The organism is Paracraurococcus lichenis (genome assembly GCF_030657435.1).
Lineage (GTDB): Bacteria > Pseudomonadota > Alphaproteobacteria > Acetobacterales > Acetobacteraceae > Paracraurococcus > Paracraurococcus lichenis.
In genome coordinates this window covers 340,160-356,775 of record NZ_JAUTWS010000001.1, presented here as the reverse complement: position 1 = coordinate 356,775, position 16,616 = coordinate 340,160, and the positions used below count along the sequence as shown (strand labels likewise).

Annotated in this window: 21 protein-coding genes; 14 read left to right on the top strand and 7 right to left on the bottom strand. The window is 72.2% G+C overall.

Annotated elements, in window-relative coordinates; genetic code table 11:
* Positions 1-2 precede the first annotated feature (2 nt).
* Positions 3-947 carry a DMT family transporter gene (locus tag Q7A36_RS01665; RefSeq protein ID WP_305101896.1) on the bottom strand — a complete coding sequence of 315 codons (945 nt, stop codon included), beginning with the start codon at positions 945-947 and terminating at the stop codon, positions 3-5.
* A gap of 51 nt (positions 948-998) precedes the next feature.
* On the opposite strand from Q7A36_RS01665, the gene Q7A36_RS01660 reads away from it, so the two are divergent.
* The 4 genes from Q7A36_RS01660 to metC are packed head-to-tail and all read left to right on the top strand — an operon-like array spanning position 999 to position 4,437.
* Positions 999-1,637: an NUDIX domain-containing protein gene (locus tag Q7A36_RS01660; protein ID WP_305101895.1), complete on the top strand. Its 639-nt coding sequence runs from the start codon at positions 999-1,001 to the stop codon at positions 1,635-1,637.
* Positions 1,637-2,359 carry an alanyl-tRNA editing protein gene (locus Q7A36_RS01655; protein WP_305101894.1) on the top strand — a complete coding sequence of 241 codons (723 nt, stop codon included), beginning with the start codon at positions 1,637-1,639 and terminating at the stop codon, positions 2,357-2,359. Before Q7A36_RS01660 ends, Q7A36_RS01655 begins: the two co-directional genes overlap by 1 nt.
* 6 nt (positions 2,360-2,365) lie before the next feature.
* Positions 2,366-3,211 carry a sulfurtransferase gene (locus Q7A36_RS01650; RefSeq protein ID WP_305101893.1) on the top strand — a complete coding sequence of 282 codons (846 nt, stop codon included), beginning with the start codon at positions 2,366-2,368 and terminating at the stop codon, positions 3,209-3,211.
* Positions 3,211-4,437 (top strand): cystathionine beta-lyase, encoded by a 1,227-nt coding sequence (gene metC, locus Q7A36_RS01645; protein WP_370655621.1) that lies wholly within the window; start codon positions 3,211-3,213, stop codon positions 4,435-4,437. The genes Q7A36_RS01650 and metC overlap by 1 nt, the downstream gene beginning before the upstream one ends.
* A 29-nt stretch (positions 4,438-4,466) precedes the next feature.
* Here metC and Q7A36_RS01640 read toward each other — a convergent pair whose 3' ends face one another.
* From Q7A36_RS01640 to Q7A36_RS01630, 3 genes are read right to left on the bottom strand one after another with little or no spacing between them, the layout of a single operon-like run.
* Entirely contained in the window at positions 4,467-4,988 is a 522-nt protein-coding gene (locus tag Q7A36_RS01640) for a GNAT family N-acetyltransferase (protein WP_305101892.1), read from the bottom strand.
* Complete coding sequence (locus Q7A36_RS01635; protein WP_305101891.1) at positions 4,985-5,260, bottom strand: glycine zipper domain-containing protein; 276 nt, start codon at positions 5,258-5,260, stop codon at positions 4,985-4,987. Before Q7A36_RS01635 ends, Q7A36_RS01640 begins: the two co-directional genes overlap by 4 nt.
* Positions 5,261-5,274: 14 nt before the next feature.
* A complete protein-coding gene (locus Q7A36_RS01630; protein WP_305101890.1) occupies positions 5,275-5,676 on the bottom strand; it encodes a Rap1a/Tai family immunity protein in 402 nt (133 codons plus the stop codon).
* A gap of 166 nt (positions 5,677-5,842) precedes the next feature.
* Between Q7A36_RS01630 and Q7A36_RS01625 the strand changes: the two genes are divergently transcribed.
* Complete coding sequence (locus Q7A36_RS01625; RefSeq protein WP_305101889.1) at positions 5,843-6,109, top strand: type II toxin-antitoxin system ParD family antitoxin; 267 nt, start codon at positions 5,843-5,845, stop codon at positions 6,107-6,109.
* On the top strand, positions 6,106-6,411 hold the full coding sequence (locus tag Q7A36_RS01620; RefSeq protein WP_305101888.1) for a type II toxin-antitoxin system RelE/ParE family toxin: 306 nt from the start codon (positions 6,106-6,108) through the stop codon (positions 6,409-6,411). Before Q7A36_RS01625 ends, Q7A36_RS01620 begins: the two co-directional genes overlap by 4 nt.
* Before the next feature lie 12 nt (positions 6,412-6,423).
* On the opposite strand, the gene Q7A36_RS01615 is transcribed toward Q7A36_RS01620, so the two are convergent.
* On the bottom strand, positions 6,424-6,930 hold the full coding sequence (locus Q7A36_RS01615; RefSeq protein ID WP_305101887.1) for a Fur family transcriptional regulator: 507 nt from the start codon (positions 6,928-6,930) through the stop codon (positions 6,424-6,426).
* Between the two features lie 18 nt (positions 6,931-6,948).
* Between Q7A36_RS01615 and hisI the strand changes: the two genes are divergently transcribed.
* Positions 6,949-7,377: a phosphoribosyl-AMP cyclohydrolase gene (gene hisI, locus Q7A36_RS01610; RefSeq protein ID WP_305101886.1), complete on the top strand. Its 429-nt coding sequence runs from the start codon at positions 6,949-6,951 to the stop codon at positions 7,375-7,377.
* The gene (locus Q7A36_RS01605; RefSeq protein ID WP_305101885.1) at positions 7,374-8,456 is read left to right on the top strand and encodes a CobW family GTP-binding protein; all 1,083 of its coding nucleotides are present in this window, start codon (positions 7,374-7,376) and stop codon (positions 8,454-8,456) included. The genes hisI and Q7A36_RS01605 overlap by 4 nt, the downstream gene beginning before the upstream one ends.
* A gap of 24 nt (positions 8,457-8,480) precedes the next feature.
* Here Q7A36_RS01605 and Q7A36_RS01600 read toward each other — a convergent pair whose 3' ends face one another.
* Positions 8,481-8,729 (bottom strand): DUF3072 domain-containing protein, encoded by a 249-nt coding sequence (locus Q7A36_RS01600; RefSeq protein WP_305101884.1) that lies wholly within the window; start codon positions 8,727-8,729, stop codon positions 8,481-8,483.
* Between the two features lie 162 nt (positions 8,730-8,891).
* On the opposite strand from Q7A36_RS01600, the gene Q7A36_RS01595 reads away from it, so the two are divergent.
* From Q7A36_RS01595 to chrA, 5 genes are all read left to right on the top strand, one after another.
* On the top strand, positions 8,892-10,193 hold the full coding sequence (locus Q7A36_RS01595; RefSeq protein ID WP_305101883.1) for an extracellular catalytic domain type 1 short-chain-length polyhydroxyalkanoate depolymerase: 1,302 nt from the start codon (positions 8,892-8,894) through the stop codon (positions 10,191-10,193).
* A 44-nt stretch (positions 10,194-10,237) separates the two neighbouring features.
* On the top strand, positions 10,238-11,215 hold the full coding sequence (locus Q7A36_RS01590; RefSeq protein ID WP_305101882.1) for an aldo/keto reductase: 978 nt from the start codon (positions 10,238-10,240) through the stop codon (positions 11,213-11,215).
* Between the two features lie 103 nt (positions 11,216-11,318).
* On the top strand, positions 11,319-11,861 hold the full coding sequence (locus Q7A36_RS01585) for a YciE/YciF ferroxidase family protein (protein ID WP_305101881.1): 543 nt from the start codon (positions 11,319-11,321) through the stop codon (positions 11,859-11,861).
* Between the two features lie 121 nt (positions 11,862-11,982).
* A complete protein-coding gene (locus Q7A36_RS01580) occupies positions 11,983-12,870 on the top strand; it encodes a manganese catalase family protein (RefSeq protein WP_305101880.1) in 888 nt (295 codons plus the stop codon).
* A 100-nt stretch (positions 12,871-12,970) separates the two neighbouring features.
* Positions 12,971-14,320: a chromate efflux transporter gene (chrA, locus tag Q7A36_RS01575; protein ID WP_305101879.1), complete on the top strand. Its 1,350-nt coding sequence runs from the start codon at positions 12,971-12,973 to the stop codon at positions 14,318-14,320.
* 118 nt (positions 14,321-14,438) lie between these two features.
* Here the strand turns inward: chrA and Q7A36_RS01570 are convergent, their stop codons facing one another.
* Complete coding sequence (locus tag Q7A36_RS01570; protein WP_305101878.1) at positions 14,439-15,656, bottom strand: ABC transporter substrate-binding protein; 1,218 nt, start codon at positions 15,654-15,656, stop codon at positions 14,439-14,441.
* 161 nt (positions 15,657-15,817) lie between these two features.
* Between Q7A36_RS01570 and Q7A36_RS01565 the strand changes: the two genes are divergently transcribed.
* Positions 15,818-16,606: an alpha/beta fold hydrolase gene (locus tag Q7A36_RS01565; RefSeq protein WP_305101877.1), complete on the top strand. Its 789-nt coding sequence runs from the start codon at positions 15,818-15,820 to the stop codon at positions 16,604-16,606.
* Positions 16,607-16,616: the final 10 nt, after the last annotated feature.

The following is a 16,616-nucleotide window of genomic DNA, read 5'->3' as shown; positions in this document are numbered from 1 at the left end:
CCTCAGCGCCGGAGGCCGAGCGTGACCTCCCGGTGCCAGATATAGAGGCCGCTCGCGACCAGCACCGCCATGCCGGCGAAGTCCCAGCCATCCGGCAGTTCCGCCCAGACCAGGGCGCCGAGCGCCGTGGTCCAGAGGATGGCGGAATACTCGAAGGGGGCGAGCAGCGTCGCCTCGCCGCGGCGGTAGCCCTCCGTCATCATCAGTTGCGCGACGGCCGAGACCAGGCCGATGCCGGCCAGCAGCGCCCATTGCCCTGATGTCGGCCAGACCCAGACGGGCAGGCTCGCCAGGCCCGAGACGACCATGGCGCCGAAGGCGAACCAGAGCACGATGGTCACGTTGCTCTCGCCCGCATCGCCCATGCGGCGGATGGAGATCATGGCGAGCGCCCAGCCGACCGCCCCCATCAGCACGGCGCCGAGGCCGAGGAGGTTGCCGCCCCCCGCCCCGCCCGGCAGGGTCATCAGCAGCACGCCGGCGAAGCCGACCAGCACCGCCGCGCCGCGCCGCGGCCCGACCCGCTCCCCGAGCAGCGGGATGGAGAGCAGCGTCAGGAAGAGCGGCATGGTGAAGCCGAGCGCGGTGACGGTCGCCAGCGGCAGCACGGCATAGCCGTAGAAGGCGCCGACCATGCCCATCAGCCCGCCGGCGAGGCGGAGCGCGTGCAGGCCGGGATTGCCGCTGCGCAGCGCGGCGAGGCCGCCGGCCCGCCAGAGCAGCGGCAGCAGGGCCGGGATGGCGAAGAGGTTGCGGCAGAGCACGACCTGGGCGAGCGGCACCTGCCCGCTCAGCGCCTTCACCAGGGCACCGGCCACCGAGAAGATGCCGGCCGCGCCCAGGATCATGAGGATCGCCCGCCGGCGGGCTGCCCCGCGCCCCTGCGGATCCTGGGCGCGATCGGGGATCGGCGCCGTCCCGGGCGGGGCGGCGGGCGCGTCAGGCATTGCTTCGGGTCCATGGACGGCGTTCGGGGCCGAGGGTAGGGTCCGGGCCGCATGAAAGCCAGACCAGCGAAGGCGCCGCCCATTCCGGCGCATCCCGGCGTGACGGTGCTGGAGGACGAGGTCGTCTGGGACGGCCGCTTCCCGCTGCAGCGCGTGCGCTTCACCTATACCCGCTTCGACGGCTCGCCCTCCGGCGTGCTGACCTGGGAACTCTGGCGGCGGCATGCCGGCGTGGCGGTGCTGCCCTACGACCCCGTCGCCGATGCCGTCGCGCTGATCGAGCAGTTCCGCCTGCCCGCGCTCGCCGCCGGCATCGAGCCGGTCATGGTCGAGTGCCCCGCCGGCCTGCGCGAGCCCGGCGAAACGCCGGAGCAGGTGGCGCGGCGCGAGACGCGGGAGGAGACGGGCCTCGCCACCGACCGCCTCGAGCCGATCTGCCGGACCATGCTGATGCAGGGCGGCTGCGACGAGATGATGCACTACTACGCCGCGCGGGTGCGCCTGCCGGAGCCGGAGAAGGCCGGCGAGCACGGGCTGGTCGAGGAGCACGAGAATACCCGCGTCCTGATCGTGCCGGCGGAGGAGGCCTTCGCCATGCTGGACGCGAACCGGATCATGAACGCGACGGCGATGGTATGCCTCTGGTGGCTGCGGCACCACCGGGCGCGGCTGCGGCAGGAATGGGCGTGATGGCGACGGAGCTTCTGTACCGGGACGATGCCTATCTGCGGGAGGCGACCGCGACCGTGCTCGCCGCCGGGCCGGAGGGCGTGCTGCTGGACCGCACGCCCTTCTACGCCCAGGCCGGCGGCCAGCCCGGCGATGCCGGGCTGCTGCGCTGGGAGGGCGGCGAGACGCCGATCCTGAAGGCGGTGAAGGGGCCGGAGGACACGGTGCTGCACCTGGCCGCCGAGGGCGCGGCGCTGCCGCCGGTGGGCGCCGCCGTCAGCGCCTCGCTCGACTGGACGCTGCGGCACCGGCACATGCGCATGCACACCGCGCTGCACCTGCTCTGCAGCCTGATCCCCGGCGCGGGCGTCACGGGCGGGCAGATCGGCGCCGACCGTTCGCGGCTCGACTTCGACCTCGCCGCGCCGCCGGCGAAGGATTGGCTGACCGAGCAGCTCAATGCGCTGGTCGCGGCCGACCACGCGGTCGGCGAGCGCTGGATCGCCGAGGCGGAGCTCGACGCCAATCCCGGCCTCGTCCGCACCCTCTCCGTCCAGCCGCCGCGCGGCGCTGGCCGCATCCGCCTGGTGCGCATCGGGCCGGAGGCGGCGCCGGTGGACCTGCAGCCCTGCGGCGGCACGCATGTGCGCGGCACGGCGGAGATCGGCCGGCTCGAGGTCACCAAGCTCGAGAACAAGGGCAAGCAGAACCGTCGGGTCTATCTCGTGCTGGCAGGGGAGTAGCCGTCCATGGACAATCTCGTCACCACCGCCTGGCTGGAAGCGGCGCTGGGCAGCCCAGACCTCCTGGTCTTCGACTGCTCCACCTACCTGCCCGGCGAGCCCGGCAACAAGCATGACGCCTTCCGCGCCGCGCATATCCCGGGCGCGCGCATCTTCGACATCGACCGCATCGCCGATCCCGACACCGACCTGCCGCATATGGTCCCGACGCCGGCGCGCTTCGCCAGGCTCGCCGGCGACCTCGGCATCTCGAACGATGCGCGGATCGTCTTCTACGACCAGCACGGCCTGCGCTCCTCCGCCCGCGGCTGGTGGATGATGCGCCTGTTCGGGCATGAGCGCGCGGCGGTGCTGGATGGCGGCCTGCCGAAATGGCAGCGCGAGGGACGGCCAATCGAGACCGGCGAGCCGCCGCCGCCCGAGCCGACCAGCTTCTGGTCGGATTTCCAGGCGGAGAAGCTGCGCGGCATCGGCGACGTGAAGCGCATCGTCCGCCAGGGCGGCGGCGGGGCGCTGATCCTTGATGCCCGCTCCAGCGGCCGCTTCCACGGCACCACGCCCGAGCCGCGGGAGGGGCTGCCCGCCGGCCATATGCCGGGTGCCGCCAATGTTCCGGTCAGCGAGTTGGTGCATCCGGACCTCACGATGAAGAACCCGTCCGAGTTGCATGCCCTCTTCACTGCGGCAGGCGTGACGGCGGAGCGGCCGGTCGTGACCTCCTGCGGCTCCGGCGTCACCGCCTGCGCCCTCGCCCTCGGCCTGGTGCGGGCGGGCTTCCCGGAGCCGGCGGTGTATGACGGATCCTGGACAGAATGGGCCTCCCGCCCCGAGACGCCGAAGGTGCAGAGCTGATGCCTGAAGATCATGCCCACGCGCAGGCGCGCGATGCCTCCCCGAAGACCAGGAGCCTCGGCTTCTCCACCCGGATGAGCCATGCCGGCCGCGCCGGCACGCATGTGCATGGCTTCGTGAACCCCGCGGTGCATCGCGGCTCCACCGTGCTGTTCCCCAATTGCGAGGCGCGGCGCGAGGGCGCGAAGCACCGCTTCGAGCAGTACATGACCTACGGCACGCAGGGCGGGCCGACGCATTACGCGCTGGAGGATGTGATCGCCGAGATCGAGGGCGGCACGCGCTGCCTGATCGTCGGCACCGGCCTCGCCGCCTGCACCGTGCCCCTGCAGGCCTGGCTGAAATCGGGCGACCACTGCCTGGTGCCGGACAGCGTCTACGGCCCCGTCCGCAATTTCTGCGAGGGGCTGCTGAAGGGCTGGGGCGTCGAGACCACCTATTACGACCCGGTGGTGGACGAAGCCGGCATGGCCGCGCTGATCCGGCCGAACACGAAGGTGGTCTATACCGAGAGCCCCGGCAGCCACAGCTTCGAGATCCAGGACATCCCCGCCATCGCCCGCGCCGCGCATGCCCGCGGCTGCACGGTCATGACGGACAATACCTGGGGCATCCACCACTTCATGCCCTTCGAGAAGGGCGTGGACGTCTCCATCCAGGCACTCACCAAGTATGTCGGCGGGCATTCCGACGTGCTGCTCGGCAGCGTCACCGTCAACAACGAGGCCGACTGGAAGACGCTGCGCGCCGCCGCCTCGCAGCTCGGGCAATATGCCTCGCCGGACGACTGCTGGCTGGCGCTGCGCGGCGTGCGCACCATGGCGGTGCGGCTGAAGCGGCAGGAGCGGAGCGGGATCGAGGTCGCGCGCTGGCTCTCGGCGCGGCCGGAGGTGCAGCGCGTCATGCACCCGGCGCTGCCGGAGCATCCGCAGCACGCCCTCTGGCAGCGCGACTTCAGCGGCGCCTGCAGCCTCTTCGGCGTGGTGTTCCAGCCGCGCTACAGGCTGGAGGACGTCACCCGCTTCATCGACAGCCTGGCGCTCTTCGGCATCGGCGCGAGCTGGGGCGGGTTCGAGTCGCTCTGCATCGCCACGACCGGCAACATCACCCGCACCGCCGGCACCGGCGAGTTCGGCGGGCCGATGTGCCGCATCCATATCGGGCTGGAGGAGCCGGCCGACCTGATCGCCGATCTCGAGCAGGCGCTCGCGCGGCTGGCGGGCTGACCCCGGGCGGCCGGAGCGGCGCGGCGCCGTCATGGCGGCGCGTCGCCGGCCGGCAGCGCCAGGCCCAGCCGCCGCTCCGTCACCGGCCGGCCCCATTGCGTGCCGGTGACCTCCTCCTCCAGCGCGAAGCCGGCCTCGGCATAGAGCCGCTCGGCCGCCGGGAGGCCGGCGAGGGTCCAGAGATAGACCCGGGCGAAGCCCACCGCGCGGGCATGCGTCAGTGCCTCGGCCAGCAGGCGCCGGCCGAGGCCGCTGCCGCGCAGCGCCGCGTCCAGGATGAACCAGCGGAGATGCGCGGTGCCGGCGGACAGGCCCGGCTCGCCGCCATCGAGCGCGATGGAGCCCAGCAGGCGCCCATCCGCTGCCACCACGCCGCGGAACAGATCGCGCGCCGGGTCGAGGCGCGCGAGGAACTCGCCGAGCTCGCGCGCCACCTTCGCCTCGAAGACCGGACCGAAGCCGTGGCTCTCCGCATAGACCCGCGCATGCAGGGCGGCGATGTCGCCGATGGCGCCCGGGACCCAGCCGGGCTCCAGGCGCCAGCCGCTCATCGCCGGCTCGCCCGGCCTTCGTAGTAGCCCTGCTGGTAGGCCCGCTGCTGCGATTGCTTGCTCTGGTCGAAGAGGTAGCCGCCGCCGGCGCCGAGGCCGCCGCCGATCAGCGCGCCGAGCCCGGCATTGCCGGCAATGGCGCCGATCAGTGCGCCGCCCGCCGCGCCGGCCGCGCCGCCGGTCAGCGTCCGCTGCTGGGTGGTGTTCAGGTCGGCGCAGCCGGCGAGGCCGAGCGGGAGGACGACCGCGAGGGGGAGAAGGGTCTTGCGCATGCTCTCGTCTCCTCTCAGCGGCGTGGCCTGCGCGGCGACTCGGCGCGCGGGCAGGGCCAGGTCTCGGCGGCGAAGCGGGTGAGGCCGTCCACCGCGCGGTCCTGCGCGTATTGCGGGTTCTTCGCCGCCCAGGCGACGAAGGCGAGGCGCGCCTGCTCCAGCGTCGGCTCCGGCGTGGGCAGGCAGAAGACGCGATGGGCATCGCCATGCGCCGCGGCGACCGAGCGGTGGTACTGCCCGGCGCCGACCATGAAGCCCTGGCACCAATTGACCGCGGCGGTGTGCATCGGGTCCTGCACCGGGGCGCCGCAGAGCGCTGCGAGGTCGCCGGTGCGGCCGCTGCGGAATTCCTGCTCGGTCACCTCGGCCGCGGCCGGCCCGGCGAGCAGCACGGCGGCGAAGGCCGCGAGAAGCATGTGTCGTGGCATCCTGTGTCCTCTCCCAGCGGGCCTTGCGGCCCGGCGGGCGGATGAGACACCGCAGCGCCCGGGGGGAGCAAATGGCGTTTCGTGACGCCATCGGCTGTGATTGCGGCAGGCGAGGGTGGGATGATAACTGTTATCACCCGCTGGAGACTCCCGCATGCCCCGCAGCTTCGCCCTGGGCGACCATTTTGAGACCATGATCGACACGCTGGTGCAGGGCGGGCGCTACAACAACGCCTCCGAGGTGGTGCGGGCCGCGCTGCGGCTGCTGGAGGACCGGGAGACGGAGCGGCGGCAGAAGGTCGAGGAGATCCGGCGCTCGATCGAGGAGAGCCGGCGGAGCGGACAGGTCCATAGCGAGGACGAGGTCTTCAGCCGGCTGGAGGCCCGCTACGCCGCCATGGCGGAGCGCGCCGGGGAGTGACGGCCGCTCCGGACTACGCGCGGCAGGCACTGCGCGATCTGGAGCAGATCGGCGACACGATCGCGATCGACAATCCGAGGCGGGCCATCAGCTTCGTCAGGGACATCCGCGAGCATTGCCGCCGCCTGGCCGCCCGCCCACGGATGCACAGGCCGAGGCTCGAATTCGGCGACGGGATCCGCGTCGCGCCGCACGGCGCCACCCTGATCTTCTACGCCGAGCGTGCGGAGGGGCTGGTCGTCATCGAACGGGTCCTGCACGGCAGCCGCGACCTCGGCCCGCTCCTCGATCCGCCGGACTGAGCGCCCCGCGCGTCACGCCGCCGCGCAGCGCGCGCAGGTCCCCTCCACCTCCACCGTCGCCCGCCCGGGCGTGAAGCCCGCCGCCCGCGCCGCCCGCGCCAGGGCCAGTGCCACGCCGGGATCGCTGATCTCGGCCGTCGCGCCGCAGCGGCCGCAGATCAGGAACTGATGGGGATGGTCGTGCTGCTCGGCGCAGCCGCAATCCTCCGGGTGCTCGAAGGCGTCGGCGCAGCCGATGAAGGCGTTCAGCCGTTCCACCTTGTGGATCAGCCCCTGCTCCACCAGGAAGTCGAGCGCGCGGTAGACCGTGGGCGGCGCCGCCCCGGCCCGGCTCGCCTTCAGCCGGTCGAGCAGCGCATAGGCGCCAACGGGGTGCTCGGCCTCCAGCACCAGCCGCAGCACCTCCCGCCGCAGGGCCGTCAGTTGCGCGCCGCGTCGGGCGCAGAGGGCGGCGGCCTGGTCCAGGCTGGCCCCGAGGTTTGCCGTGGTCGGCAGGGCGGGATTCTCGGTTGCGGGCATCGGCCCCTATATTGGGGCATGACCGCTCCGCCCGCGACCCTTTCCGTGGCCGACCCCGCCGCCCGCGCCCGGCTGCTGGACGCCATCCGTTTCGATGCGCGGGGGCTCGTCCCCTGCATCGCCCAGCAGCACGACACCGGGGAGGTCCTGATGATGGCCTGGATGACCCGGGAGGCCGCCGAGGAGACGCTGGCGACCGGCCGGGTCTGCTACTTCTCCCGCAGCCGCGGCGGGTTGTGGCGGAAGGGCGAGACCTCCGGCCAGCAGCAGCGGCTGGTGGACCTCAGGCTCGACTGCGACGGCGACACGCTGCTGGCGCTGGTGGACCAGACCGGCGTCGCCTGCCACACCGGGCGGCGGTCCTGCTTCTATCTCGCGCCGCGCGACGGCGGCCTCGCCGAGATCGCCGCGCCGCTGGTCGCGCCGGAGGCGCTGTACGGCCGATGACCCCTCCCCCTACTCCTCGCCCCGAGCCGGTTCCCGTCACCGTCCTCACCGGCTTCCTCGGCGCCGGCAAGACGACGCTGCTGAACCGGCTGCTGAAGCACCCGGCGCTGCGGGACACCGCCGTGCTGATCAACGAGTTCGGCGAGATCGGCCTCGACCACCTGCTGGTCGAGCGTCTCGACGGCGACACCGTGCTGCTGAATGCCGGCTGCCTCTGCTGCACCGTGCGCGGCGACCTGGTGAAGGCGCTGCGCGATCTCGCGGTGCGGATCGAGCAGGGCCATGCCATCCGCCGCGTCGTGGTGGAGACCACGGGGCTGGCCGACCCGGCGCCGATCCTGCAGACGCTGATGAGCGACCCGCTGGTGCTCTACCGCTACCGCCTCGACGGCGTGGTGACGCTGGTGGACGCGGCGACCGGCATGGCGACGCTCGACAGCCAGGGGGAGGCGGTGAAGCAGGCCGCGGTCGCGGACCGGCTCGTTATCACCAAGTCCGACCTGGCGACGCCCGAGCAGGTCTCGGCGCTCTGGGCGCGGCTGCGGGCGCTGAACCCGGGCGCGCCGCTGCTGAACGCGCTGCATGGCGAGATCGAGCCGGAGGCGCTGTTGGATTGCGGGCTCTACGACGCGACGCGCAAGCACCCGGACGTCACGCGCTGGCTGGATGCGGAGGCCTGGCACGCCCATGACCATGACCACGGGCACGACCATCACCACCACGACGCCAACCGCCACGACGCCCGCATCCACAGCTTCTGCCTGACCTTCGACGAGCCGCTGCCCTGGGACGGCCTCGCCACCTGGCTCGAGGTGCTGACCATGACGCGCGGCGAGAGCGTGCTGCGCATCAAGGGCATCCTGAACCTCGCGGGCGAGGCGCGGCCGGTCGCCATCCATGGCGTCCAGCACCTCTTCCACCCGCCGGTGAAGCTGGAGCGCTGGCCCGACGGCGACGACCGCCGCTCCCGCCTCGTCTTCATCCTGCGCGACCTGGACCGCGCGACCGTCGAGAAGGGCTTGCGCGCCTTCGCCGAGAGCGCCCGGCAGCAGGCCGAGATTGCCGCCGGCCAGGGCTGACCCCAGCCCTGGCCGCGGCTGGCCTCAGTCGCGGCCGCGTCCCGTCTTCGCCTGCAGCTCGTCGATGCGCTTGCTCGCATCGGCCTTGCTGAGGTTCGGATCGAACGCCTCGCCCGCCTCCTCGCTGAGCGTCTTGAGGTAGCTGGCCTGGGCGCCGGTCATGGCCTCGTCGCCCGTGGTCCAGTCATCCGGGTCCTTGATGGTGTTGGAGCCGGGCTCGGGGTCGCGCTTGGGGTTCTCCGAGGGCTCGTGGTGCTGCGGCTGCTTGGCCATGGATCTGGCTCTCCTGCGGTTGCGTGTTCGCTCAACGTTCACGGCGCGCGGGCGTTGCTTCAGAAATCAGGTGAAGGCAATGCTGCGTTGCAGCGAAACCCGCACCCCCTCGCCCACGCTGGTCATGCTGCCGCCCTCGCGGCCCCCGGAAGGACCACTGCCTTGAAGCAGCCGCATATCGACATCGCCGAGCTCGTCCGCCGCGGCCAGGCCATGGCGCAAGGCGTCGGCCTGGGCGGCCCGCCGGGGGATGGCGCGCTGACCGAGGTGACGGGCGTCGGCAGCAATCCCGGCCAGCTCCGCATGCTGGAGTTCGTCCCCGACCGCCTGCCCGCCGGCGCGCCGCTGGTCGTCGCCCTGCATGGCTGCACCCAGACCGCCGGCGGCTATGACCGCGGCAGCGGCTGGTCCACCCTCGCGGCGCGGCTGGGCTTCGCCCTGCTGCTGCCGGAGCAGCGTCCGGGCAACAACGCCAACCGCTGCTTCAACTGGTTCGAGCCGGGCGACACTCGCCGCGAGCATGGCGAGGCCCTGTCGATCCGGCAGATGGTCGCATACGCCGTGGCCCACCATCGCCTCGACCCACGGCGCGTCTTCCTCACCGGCCTCTCGGCCGGCGGCGCAATGGCGAGCGTGATGCTGGCGACCTACCCGGAGGTCTTCGCCGCCGGCGCCATCATCGCCGGCCTGCCCTATGGCGCCGCGCATTCCATGCCCGAGGCCTTCGAGGCCATGGCGACCGCCCGCCCCCGGTCGGGCCATGTCTGGGGCGAGGCGGTCCGCCGCGCCTCGCCCCATCACGGCCCCTGGCCGCGCGTCTCGGTCTGGCAGGGGGAGGCCGACGGCACGGTCCGCCCGGACAATGCCGAGGAGATCCTGAAGCAGTGGCGCGACCTGCACGGCCTGGCGGGCGCGCCGCAGCCGGGGAAGAGCCTCGGCCCGGCGCATCACCACCGGGTATGGCGGGGACGGGACGGCACGCCGCTGCTGGAGCACCACGCCATCGCCGGCATGGGCCATGGCGTCCCCATCGCGCCGCGCGGCGGCCCGGACGCACTGGGCGAGGCGATGCCCTACATGCTGGATGTCGGCATTCCCTCCACCGCGCTCATCGCCGGGTTCTTCGGCCTCGGCGGCGCGGCGGCGCGCGCGGGGCAGGCCACCGGGCCGGTCATCAGCGTCGGCCGCGACGGCGGCGCGCGCGTGGCGCCGGCAGCCGCATCGCCAGCGGAGGCCGCGGCCGCGCCGGCGCCGCAGCCCGCCGCCGCCGAGGCGGCGCCGCGGCAGGAGGCGCCCAGGGCGGCCACCACGGCGGGCGCGACCGAGGCCCCGCCCCGGCCGGAACCCCGCCGCGACGCGCCGCCCCCGCCGCACCCCGAGGCACCGCCGCGGGCCGGGCGCCGCTTCGATCCCGGCCACATCATCCGCAAGGCGCTGCGCGCCGCCGGCCTGCTGGACCGCTGAGCCCGCCGCCGGCATCCTGCCCGGCCTCGAGGAGGAGGATCCCCATGGAACAGCGCCAGCTCGGCCGCTCCGGCATCGCCGTGCCGCCCATCATCTTCGGCGGCAACGTCTTCGGCTGGACCCTCGACAAGGAGGTGTCCTTCCGCATCCTCGACCGGCTGCTCGATGTCGGGCTGACCTGCATCGATACGGCGGATGTCTATTCCGCCTGGGCGCCGGGCCACCAGGGCGGCGAGAGCGAGACCATCATCGGCGAATGGCTGGCCGCCCGCGGCACCCGTTCCAGGATGACGATCCTGACCAAGGTCGGCATGCAGATGGGCCCGCGCGACGCGCAGGGGAACGGCCCGAAGCATGCGGTCGGCCTCTCCCGTCGCTGGATCATGCAGAGCGTGGAGGACAGCCTGCGCCGGCTGAGGACCGACGTCATCGACCTCTACCAGGCGCACAAGGACGATCCCGAGACGCCACTCGAGGAGACGCTGCAGGCCTTCGCCGAGCTGATCAAGGCGGGCAAGGTGCGGGCCATCGGCGCCTCCAACTACAGCGCGCCGCGGCTGAAGCAGGCGCTGGAGACCAGCGCGAAGCTCGGCCTGCCGCGCTACGAGACGCTGCAGCCGCTCTACAACCTCATGGACCGTGCGGTCTTCGAGGCCGAGCTCGGCCCGCTCTGCGCCGCCGAGGGGGTGGGCGTGATCAACTACTACGCCCTCGCCTCCGGCTTCCTGTCGGGCAAGTACCGGTCGGAGGCGGATTTCGGGAAGAGCAAGCGCGGCGGCGGCATGGCGAAGTACCTGACGCCGCGCGGCCATGCGGTGCTCGATGCACTCGACGCGGTGGCGAAGGAGGTCGCGGCGACGCCGGCGCAAGTCTCGCTCGCCTGGCTGCTGGCCAAGCCGGTCGTCACCGCGCCGATTGCCAGCGCCACCAGCGACGCGCAGATTGACGACCTGGTGAAGGCGGCGGCGCTGCGCCTGCCGGCCGCGGCGGTGGCGCGGCTCGACGCTGCCAGCGCCGAATAAGTTAGACCGGCGCGAGCCGGAACGGGCGGCAACCGCCGCCCGTCCCGCCCCGTTCCCGCGGCAGCGCGGCCATTCCCGGCCGCGACGCACGGGGACGCAGGACATGGAAGACCTGAACAAGCTGCTGATCGAGATGCTCCGCGACGCCCACAGCGCGGAGAAGCAGGGCGTGCGCGCCATGCCGCGGCTGGCGAAGAAGGCGCAGAGCCAGGCACTGAAGGATGCGCTGCAGGCGCACGCCGAGGAAACCGAGACGCAGATCGAGCGGCTGGAGCAGGCGCTGGAGCAACTCGGCGGCAAGCCCGGCCGCAAGGTCTGCGAGGCGATGCGCGGCATCATCGAGGAAGCCCAGCACGAGCTCGGCGACCAGGAGAAGGGCCCGGTCTACGACATGCTGCTGACCGCCGCGATCCAGAAGGTCGAGCATTACGAGATCGCCACCTACGGCACGCTGGCGACGCTGGCGAAGTCGGCCGGGCAGAAGGAGCTGGGCGACCTGCTCGGGCAGACGCTGACCGAGGAGAAGAAGACCGACGAGCTGCTCACCCAGCTCGCCGAACGGGAGATCAACGGGGCGGCGATCCAGGCCATGCAGCAACCGGAAGCGGCAAACGAGCCGCGCGGCAGCTCGAAGAAGTCGGCCTGACGTGAACCAAGGCGGCGTCTCCGCACGCTTTCGGGAGACGCCGCCCTCGTTGCCGCGGCGCGCCTGAACCGGCGCCGCGGCAGGTCTTTCTGCTCCCGACCACCAGCAACCGGGAGACCCCATGTTCTACAGCGACGGCAAGCTGCAGTACCCCGTCCGCGTCGAGACGCCGAACCCGATCTTCGCCCGCGCCCTGCAGCAGGCGATCGGCGGTGTCGAGGGCGAGATCCGCGTCATGATGCAGTACATGTTCCAGGCCTGGGGCAGCCGCGGGCCGAAGAAGTACCGCGACATGATCCTCAACACCGCGACGGAGGAGATCGGCCATGTCGAGATGCTGGCGACGGCCGTCGCGCTGAACCTCGAGGGCGCGCCGCTCTCGATGCAGGAGGACGTGGCGAACGACGGCGTCGCCGGCGCGGTGCTGGGCGGCATGAACCTGCGGCATATCCTGAGCACGGGCCTGGCCGCGACGCCGGAGAACTGCAACGGCGTGCCCTTCAATGCCAGCCATGTCTATGCCAGCGGCAACATCGCCGCCGACATGTACGCCAACGTCGCCGCCGAGGCGACCGGCCGGGCGCTGGCGGTGCGGCTCTACGGCATGACCAACGATCCCGGCATGAAGGACATGCTGAGCTTCCTGATCGCCCGCGACACCATGCACCAGCAGCAATGGCTGGCGGTGATCGAGGAGCTGGGCGGCCAGACCGAGCAGCTTCCGATCCCGAACAGCTTCCCGCAGGAGCAGGAGGCGCGGAAGTTCTCCTATGCCTATTTCGGCCACCGCACCGACAAGCAGGTCCCGATGGGCCGCTGGGCCGAGGGCCAGTCGCTGGACGGCAAGGGCAAGTTCGAGCCGATGATCAGCGAGCCGCTGGGCCAGGAGCCGGTGCTGGCGCCGCCGCGCCCGGATGGCGGCGCGCAGGTCGAGCAGGTGAAGGGCGGCAAGGCGACGCCCTCGGCGGCCAACGACCCGGCGGCCGGCTCCTCCCCGAACGTCGCCTGAGCGCGGTCCGAAGGCCGGAGAGCCCGACCCGCAAGGGCGTCGCCCCTCCGCAATCCTTGCCGCCTCGCCTATGCTCGGGCGGCAGCGGCAGGGGTAGGGCATGGACGGCAATCTGGCAGGGCCCGGCGCTTTCCCAAGCTTCGGCGAGGCGCTGCGCGTCTGGTTCCGCATAGGCTGCCTCTCCTTCGGCGGCCCGGCGGGCCAGATCGCGCTGATGCACCGGGAGGTGGTGGACGAGCGGCGCTGGGTCTCGGATGCCCGCTTCCTGCATGCGCTGAACTTCTGCACGCTGCTGCCGGGGCCGGAGGCGACGCAGCTCGCCACCTATCTCGGCTGGCTGCTGCACGGGGTGAAGGGCGGCGTCGCCGCCGGGGTGCTGTTCGTGCTGCCGGGCGCGCTGGTGATGCTGGCGCTCTCGGCCATCTATGCCGCCTTCGGCGCCGTGCCGGTGATCGCCTCGCTGTTCTTCGGCCTGAAATGCGCCGTGCTGGTGCTGGTGGTGGAGGCGCTGCTGCGCGTGGCGAGGCGGGCGCTGAAGGGACGGGTGCCCTGGGCGGTCGCCATCCTCGCTTTCGCAGCGCTCTTCCTGCTGAACCTCCCCTTCCCCGTCGTGGTGCTGGCGGCGGCGCTGCTGGGCTATGCGCTGCCCGCCGCCTTCGCCGGCGGCGGGCACGGCGCGGCGCAGGATGGGCCGCCCTCGCTGCTCGACGCGCTGCTGGCGGCGGATCCCGATCACGTCACGCGGCTGACCGGCGCGGCGCGGCGGGCGGGGCTGGTCGCGCTCGCGCTCTGGCTCTGGCCGGTGGCGATGCTGCTGGGCACGCCCGTCTGGGGCGACCTCGCCTGGTTCTTCTCCAAGATGGCGGTCGTGACCTTCGGCGGCGCCTATGCGGTGCTGGCCTATGTGGCGCAGGAGGCGGTGGAGCATTACCGCTGGCTCTCGGCCGGGCAGATGCTGGCGGGCCTCGGCCTCGCCGAGACCACGCCCGGGCCGCTGATCCTGGTGCTGCAATTCGTCGGCTATTTGGCCGGCCATGCCCAAGGCGGTTTCCTCGGCGGCGTGCTCGGGTCGCTGCTGGTGCTCTGGGTGACCTTCGCGCCCTGCTTCGCCTGGATCTTCCTCGGCGCCCCCTATGTGGAGCGGCTGCACGACGCACCGAGGCTGAAGGGCGCGCTGGCCGGCGTGACCGCCGCGGTGGTCGGTGTCATCGCCAACCTCGCGGTCTGGTTCGGGCTGCGCGTGCTGTTCGCGGAGATGCGGCCGGTGCCGCTCGGGCCGGCGACGCTCGACCTGCCGGTGCCGGCGAGCCTCGATGCGCTCGCCGCGCTGCTGGCGGTGCTGGCCGCGGTCTGCCTGTTCCGCATGAAGCTCGGCGTGGTGCGGACGTTGGCGGTGGCGGCGGTCGCGGGCCTCATCCTCGGCAGCGCGCGCGGCTGGCTGCTCGGCTGAGGCCCCGGGGCTCGCCTTCTATGTCGGGCGAGCCGATTCAGACCTCCGGGCCATCCGGGGCGCCCCACGAAGCGCCGCTTCTTGGGGACCCCTCCGGCCCTTCGGTCATCGGCGCGCCTCACGCCTTGAGGAAGGGGCAGCCGCCCTCCGCGACCGGGCGGAAGGCCTGCTCCGCCGGCGTGGTCGCCACCAGCTTCAGCAGGTCCCACTCGCCGCGGCTCTCGGCCGGCGCCTTCGCCTCCATCAGGTAGGTCGGGTGGATCTTGCGGCCATCCTCCCGCACCCGGCCCGGGCCGTGCACGTCGTCATCCGTCGGCAGGCGCTTCATCGCCTGCACGGCCTCAAGCCCCGAGGCCTTAGCGCGGGCGAGGCCGATCGCCTCGACCGCCTTCAGGTAGTGCAGGGTGCAGGAATAGGCCTGGCCCTGCACGCTGGTGACCATGCGGTTGTTGGCGAGCTTGCCCTTCAGCCGCTCCGCGAAGGCGCGCGTGCGGTCGCTGAGGTCCCAGTAGTAGCTCTCGGTCATGGTCAGCCCCTGCGCGGTCCGGAGGCCCATGGACCAGACATCCACGGAGAAGCCGACCATCGCCGCGACGCGGATCCCCCGCCCCGCAAGCCCGAACTCCTGGCCCTGCTTGACGCAGTTGATCATGTCCGTCCCGGCATTGCAGAGCGCGATGACATCCGGCTTCAGCGCCGCGGCAGTGACGAGGAACGAAGAAAAATCGGTGGTCTGCGGGAAGGGGTAGACGCTGCTGCCGACGACCTGGCCGCCCTGCGCCTGCACCACCCGCGTCACCTCCCGCTGCACGGAATGGCCGAAGGCATAGTCGGCAGTGATGCAGTACCAGCGCTTCGCCCCGGCGCGGGAGAGCGAGCCGCCGGTGCTCTGCGCATTGGCCCAGGCATCGGTGGTCCAGTGCACCATGTTCGGTCCGCAGCCCGGCCCGGTGAGGTCGGAGGAAGCGCCGCCGCTGTTCAGGTGGACCTTGTTCTTCTCCTGCGCGAGCTTGGTGACGGCCAGCGCGATGGCGCTGTTGTTCACCTCGAGGATCGCGTCCACGCCCTGGTCGAACCACTGCCGGGCGATGTTGATGCCGATATCCGCCTTGTTCTGGTGGTCGGCCTGGATGATCTCGACCGTGAGGCCGCGGGCGGCGGCGCCGAAATCCTGCACCGCCTGCCGGGCCGTCGCGACGCAATTCGGGCCGCTGATGTCGCGATAGGGTCCGGACATGTCGGTCAGCACGCCGATGCGGAGCGTCTGGCCCTGCGCAAGGGCGGGGCGCAGTCCTGCGGCGGCGCCGAGCGCGGCGCGCCTCGTCATCTCGATCATGGGACCTCCCTCCCTGCGGCCGCTTCACGCGGCTTCCGAACCGAATGCTACGGCAAAGCCCGGTCCCGAACAGGGGAAATCGGCGTGGCGGCATTCGCCCTGGATTGACACCTGTATCGGCCGGCTGCGAGCGTCCGGGAAAACCACGGGGAAAACGTCCCATGTCGGATCCCATCGCCTGGCAGGAGAGCCTCCTGCCCATCGCCGGCCTGCAGCTACGCCTGCGCCGCGCGGGCAAGGGCCCGCCGCTGCTCGTCCTGCACCGCGACACCGGCACGCCCGACCAATTGCCGGCCTATACCGGCCTCGCGCGGCATTTCGAGCTGCTGCTGCCCGAGCATCCCGGCTATGGCCAGTCCGAGCGGCCGGCCTGGATGCGCTCGGTCCGCGACCTCGCCATCGCCTATCGCTGGCTGCTGGCGGAGCTTGGCCTGTCCCGGGCGGCGCTGCTCGGCCTCGGCTATGGCGGCTGGGTGGCGGCGGAGATGGCGAGCATGGCGCCGGCGGATCCGGCGCAGGTAATGCTGGTCGGGCCCATGGGCATCAGGCCCGCCGAGGGCGAGATCCTGGACCAAGCGCTGGTCAGCCATATCGACTATGCCCGCGCCGGCTTCCACGACCAGGCAGCCTTCGAGGCGGTCTATGGTGCCGAGCCCAGCACCGACCAGTTGGTGGAATGGGACATCTGCCGGGAGATGAACTTCCGCCTGGCCTGGAAGCCTTACATGCACAGCCTGACGCTGCCGCACCTGCTGGGCGGCGTGCGCGCGCCGACGCTCATCCTCTGGGGCGCGGAGGACCGGGTCGTCCCGGTGAGCGCGGCGGAGGCCTGGGCGAAGGCCATGCCGCAGGCGCAGCTCGAGCGCCTGCCCGACTGCGGCCATTGCGTCGAGATGGAGAAGCCGGCGGAGCTGCTCCGCCTCGTCACCACCTTCGCACGCGTCGCCTGAGCGGGAGGAA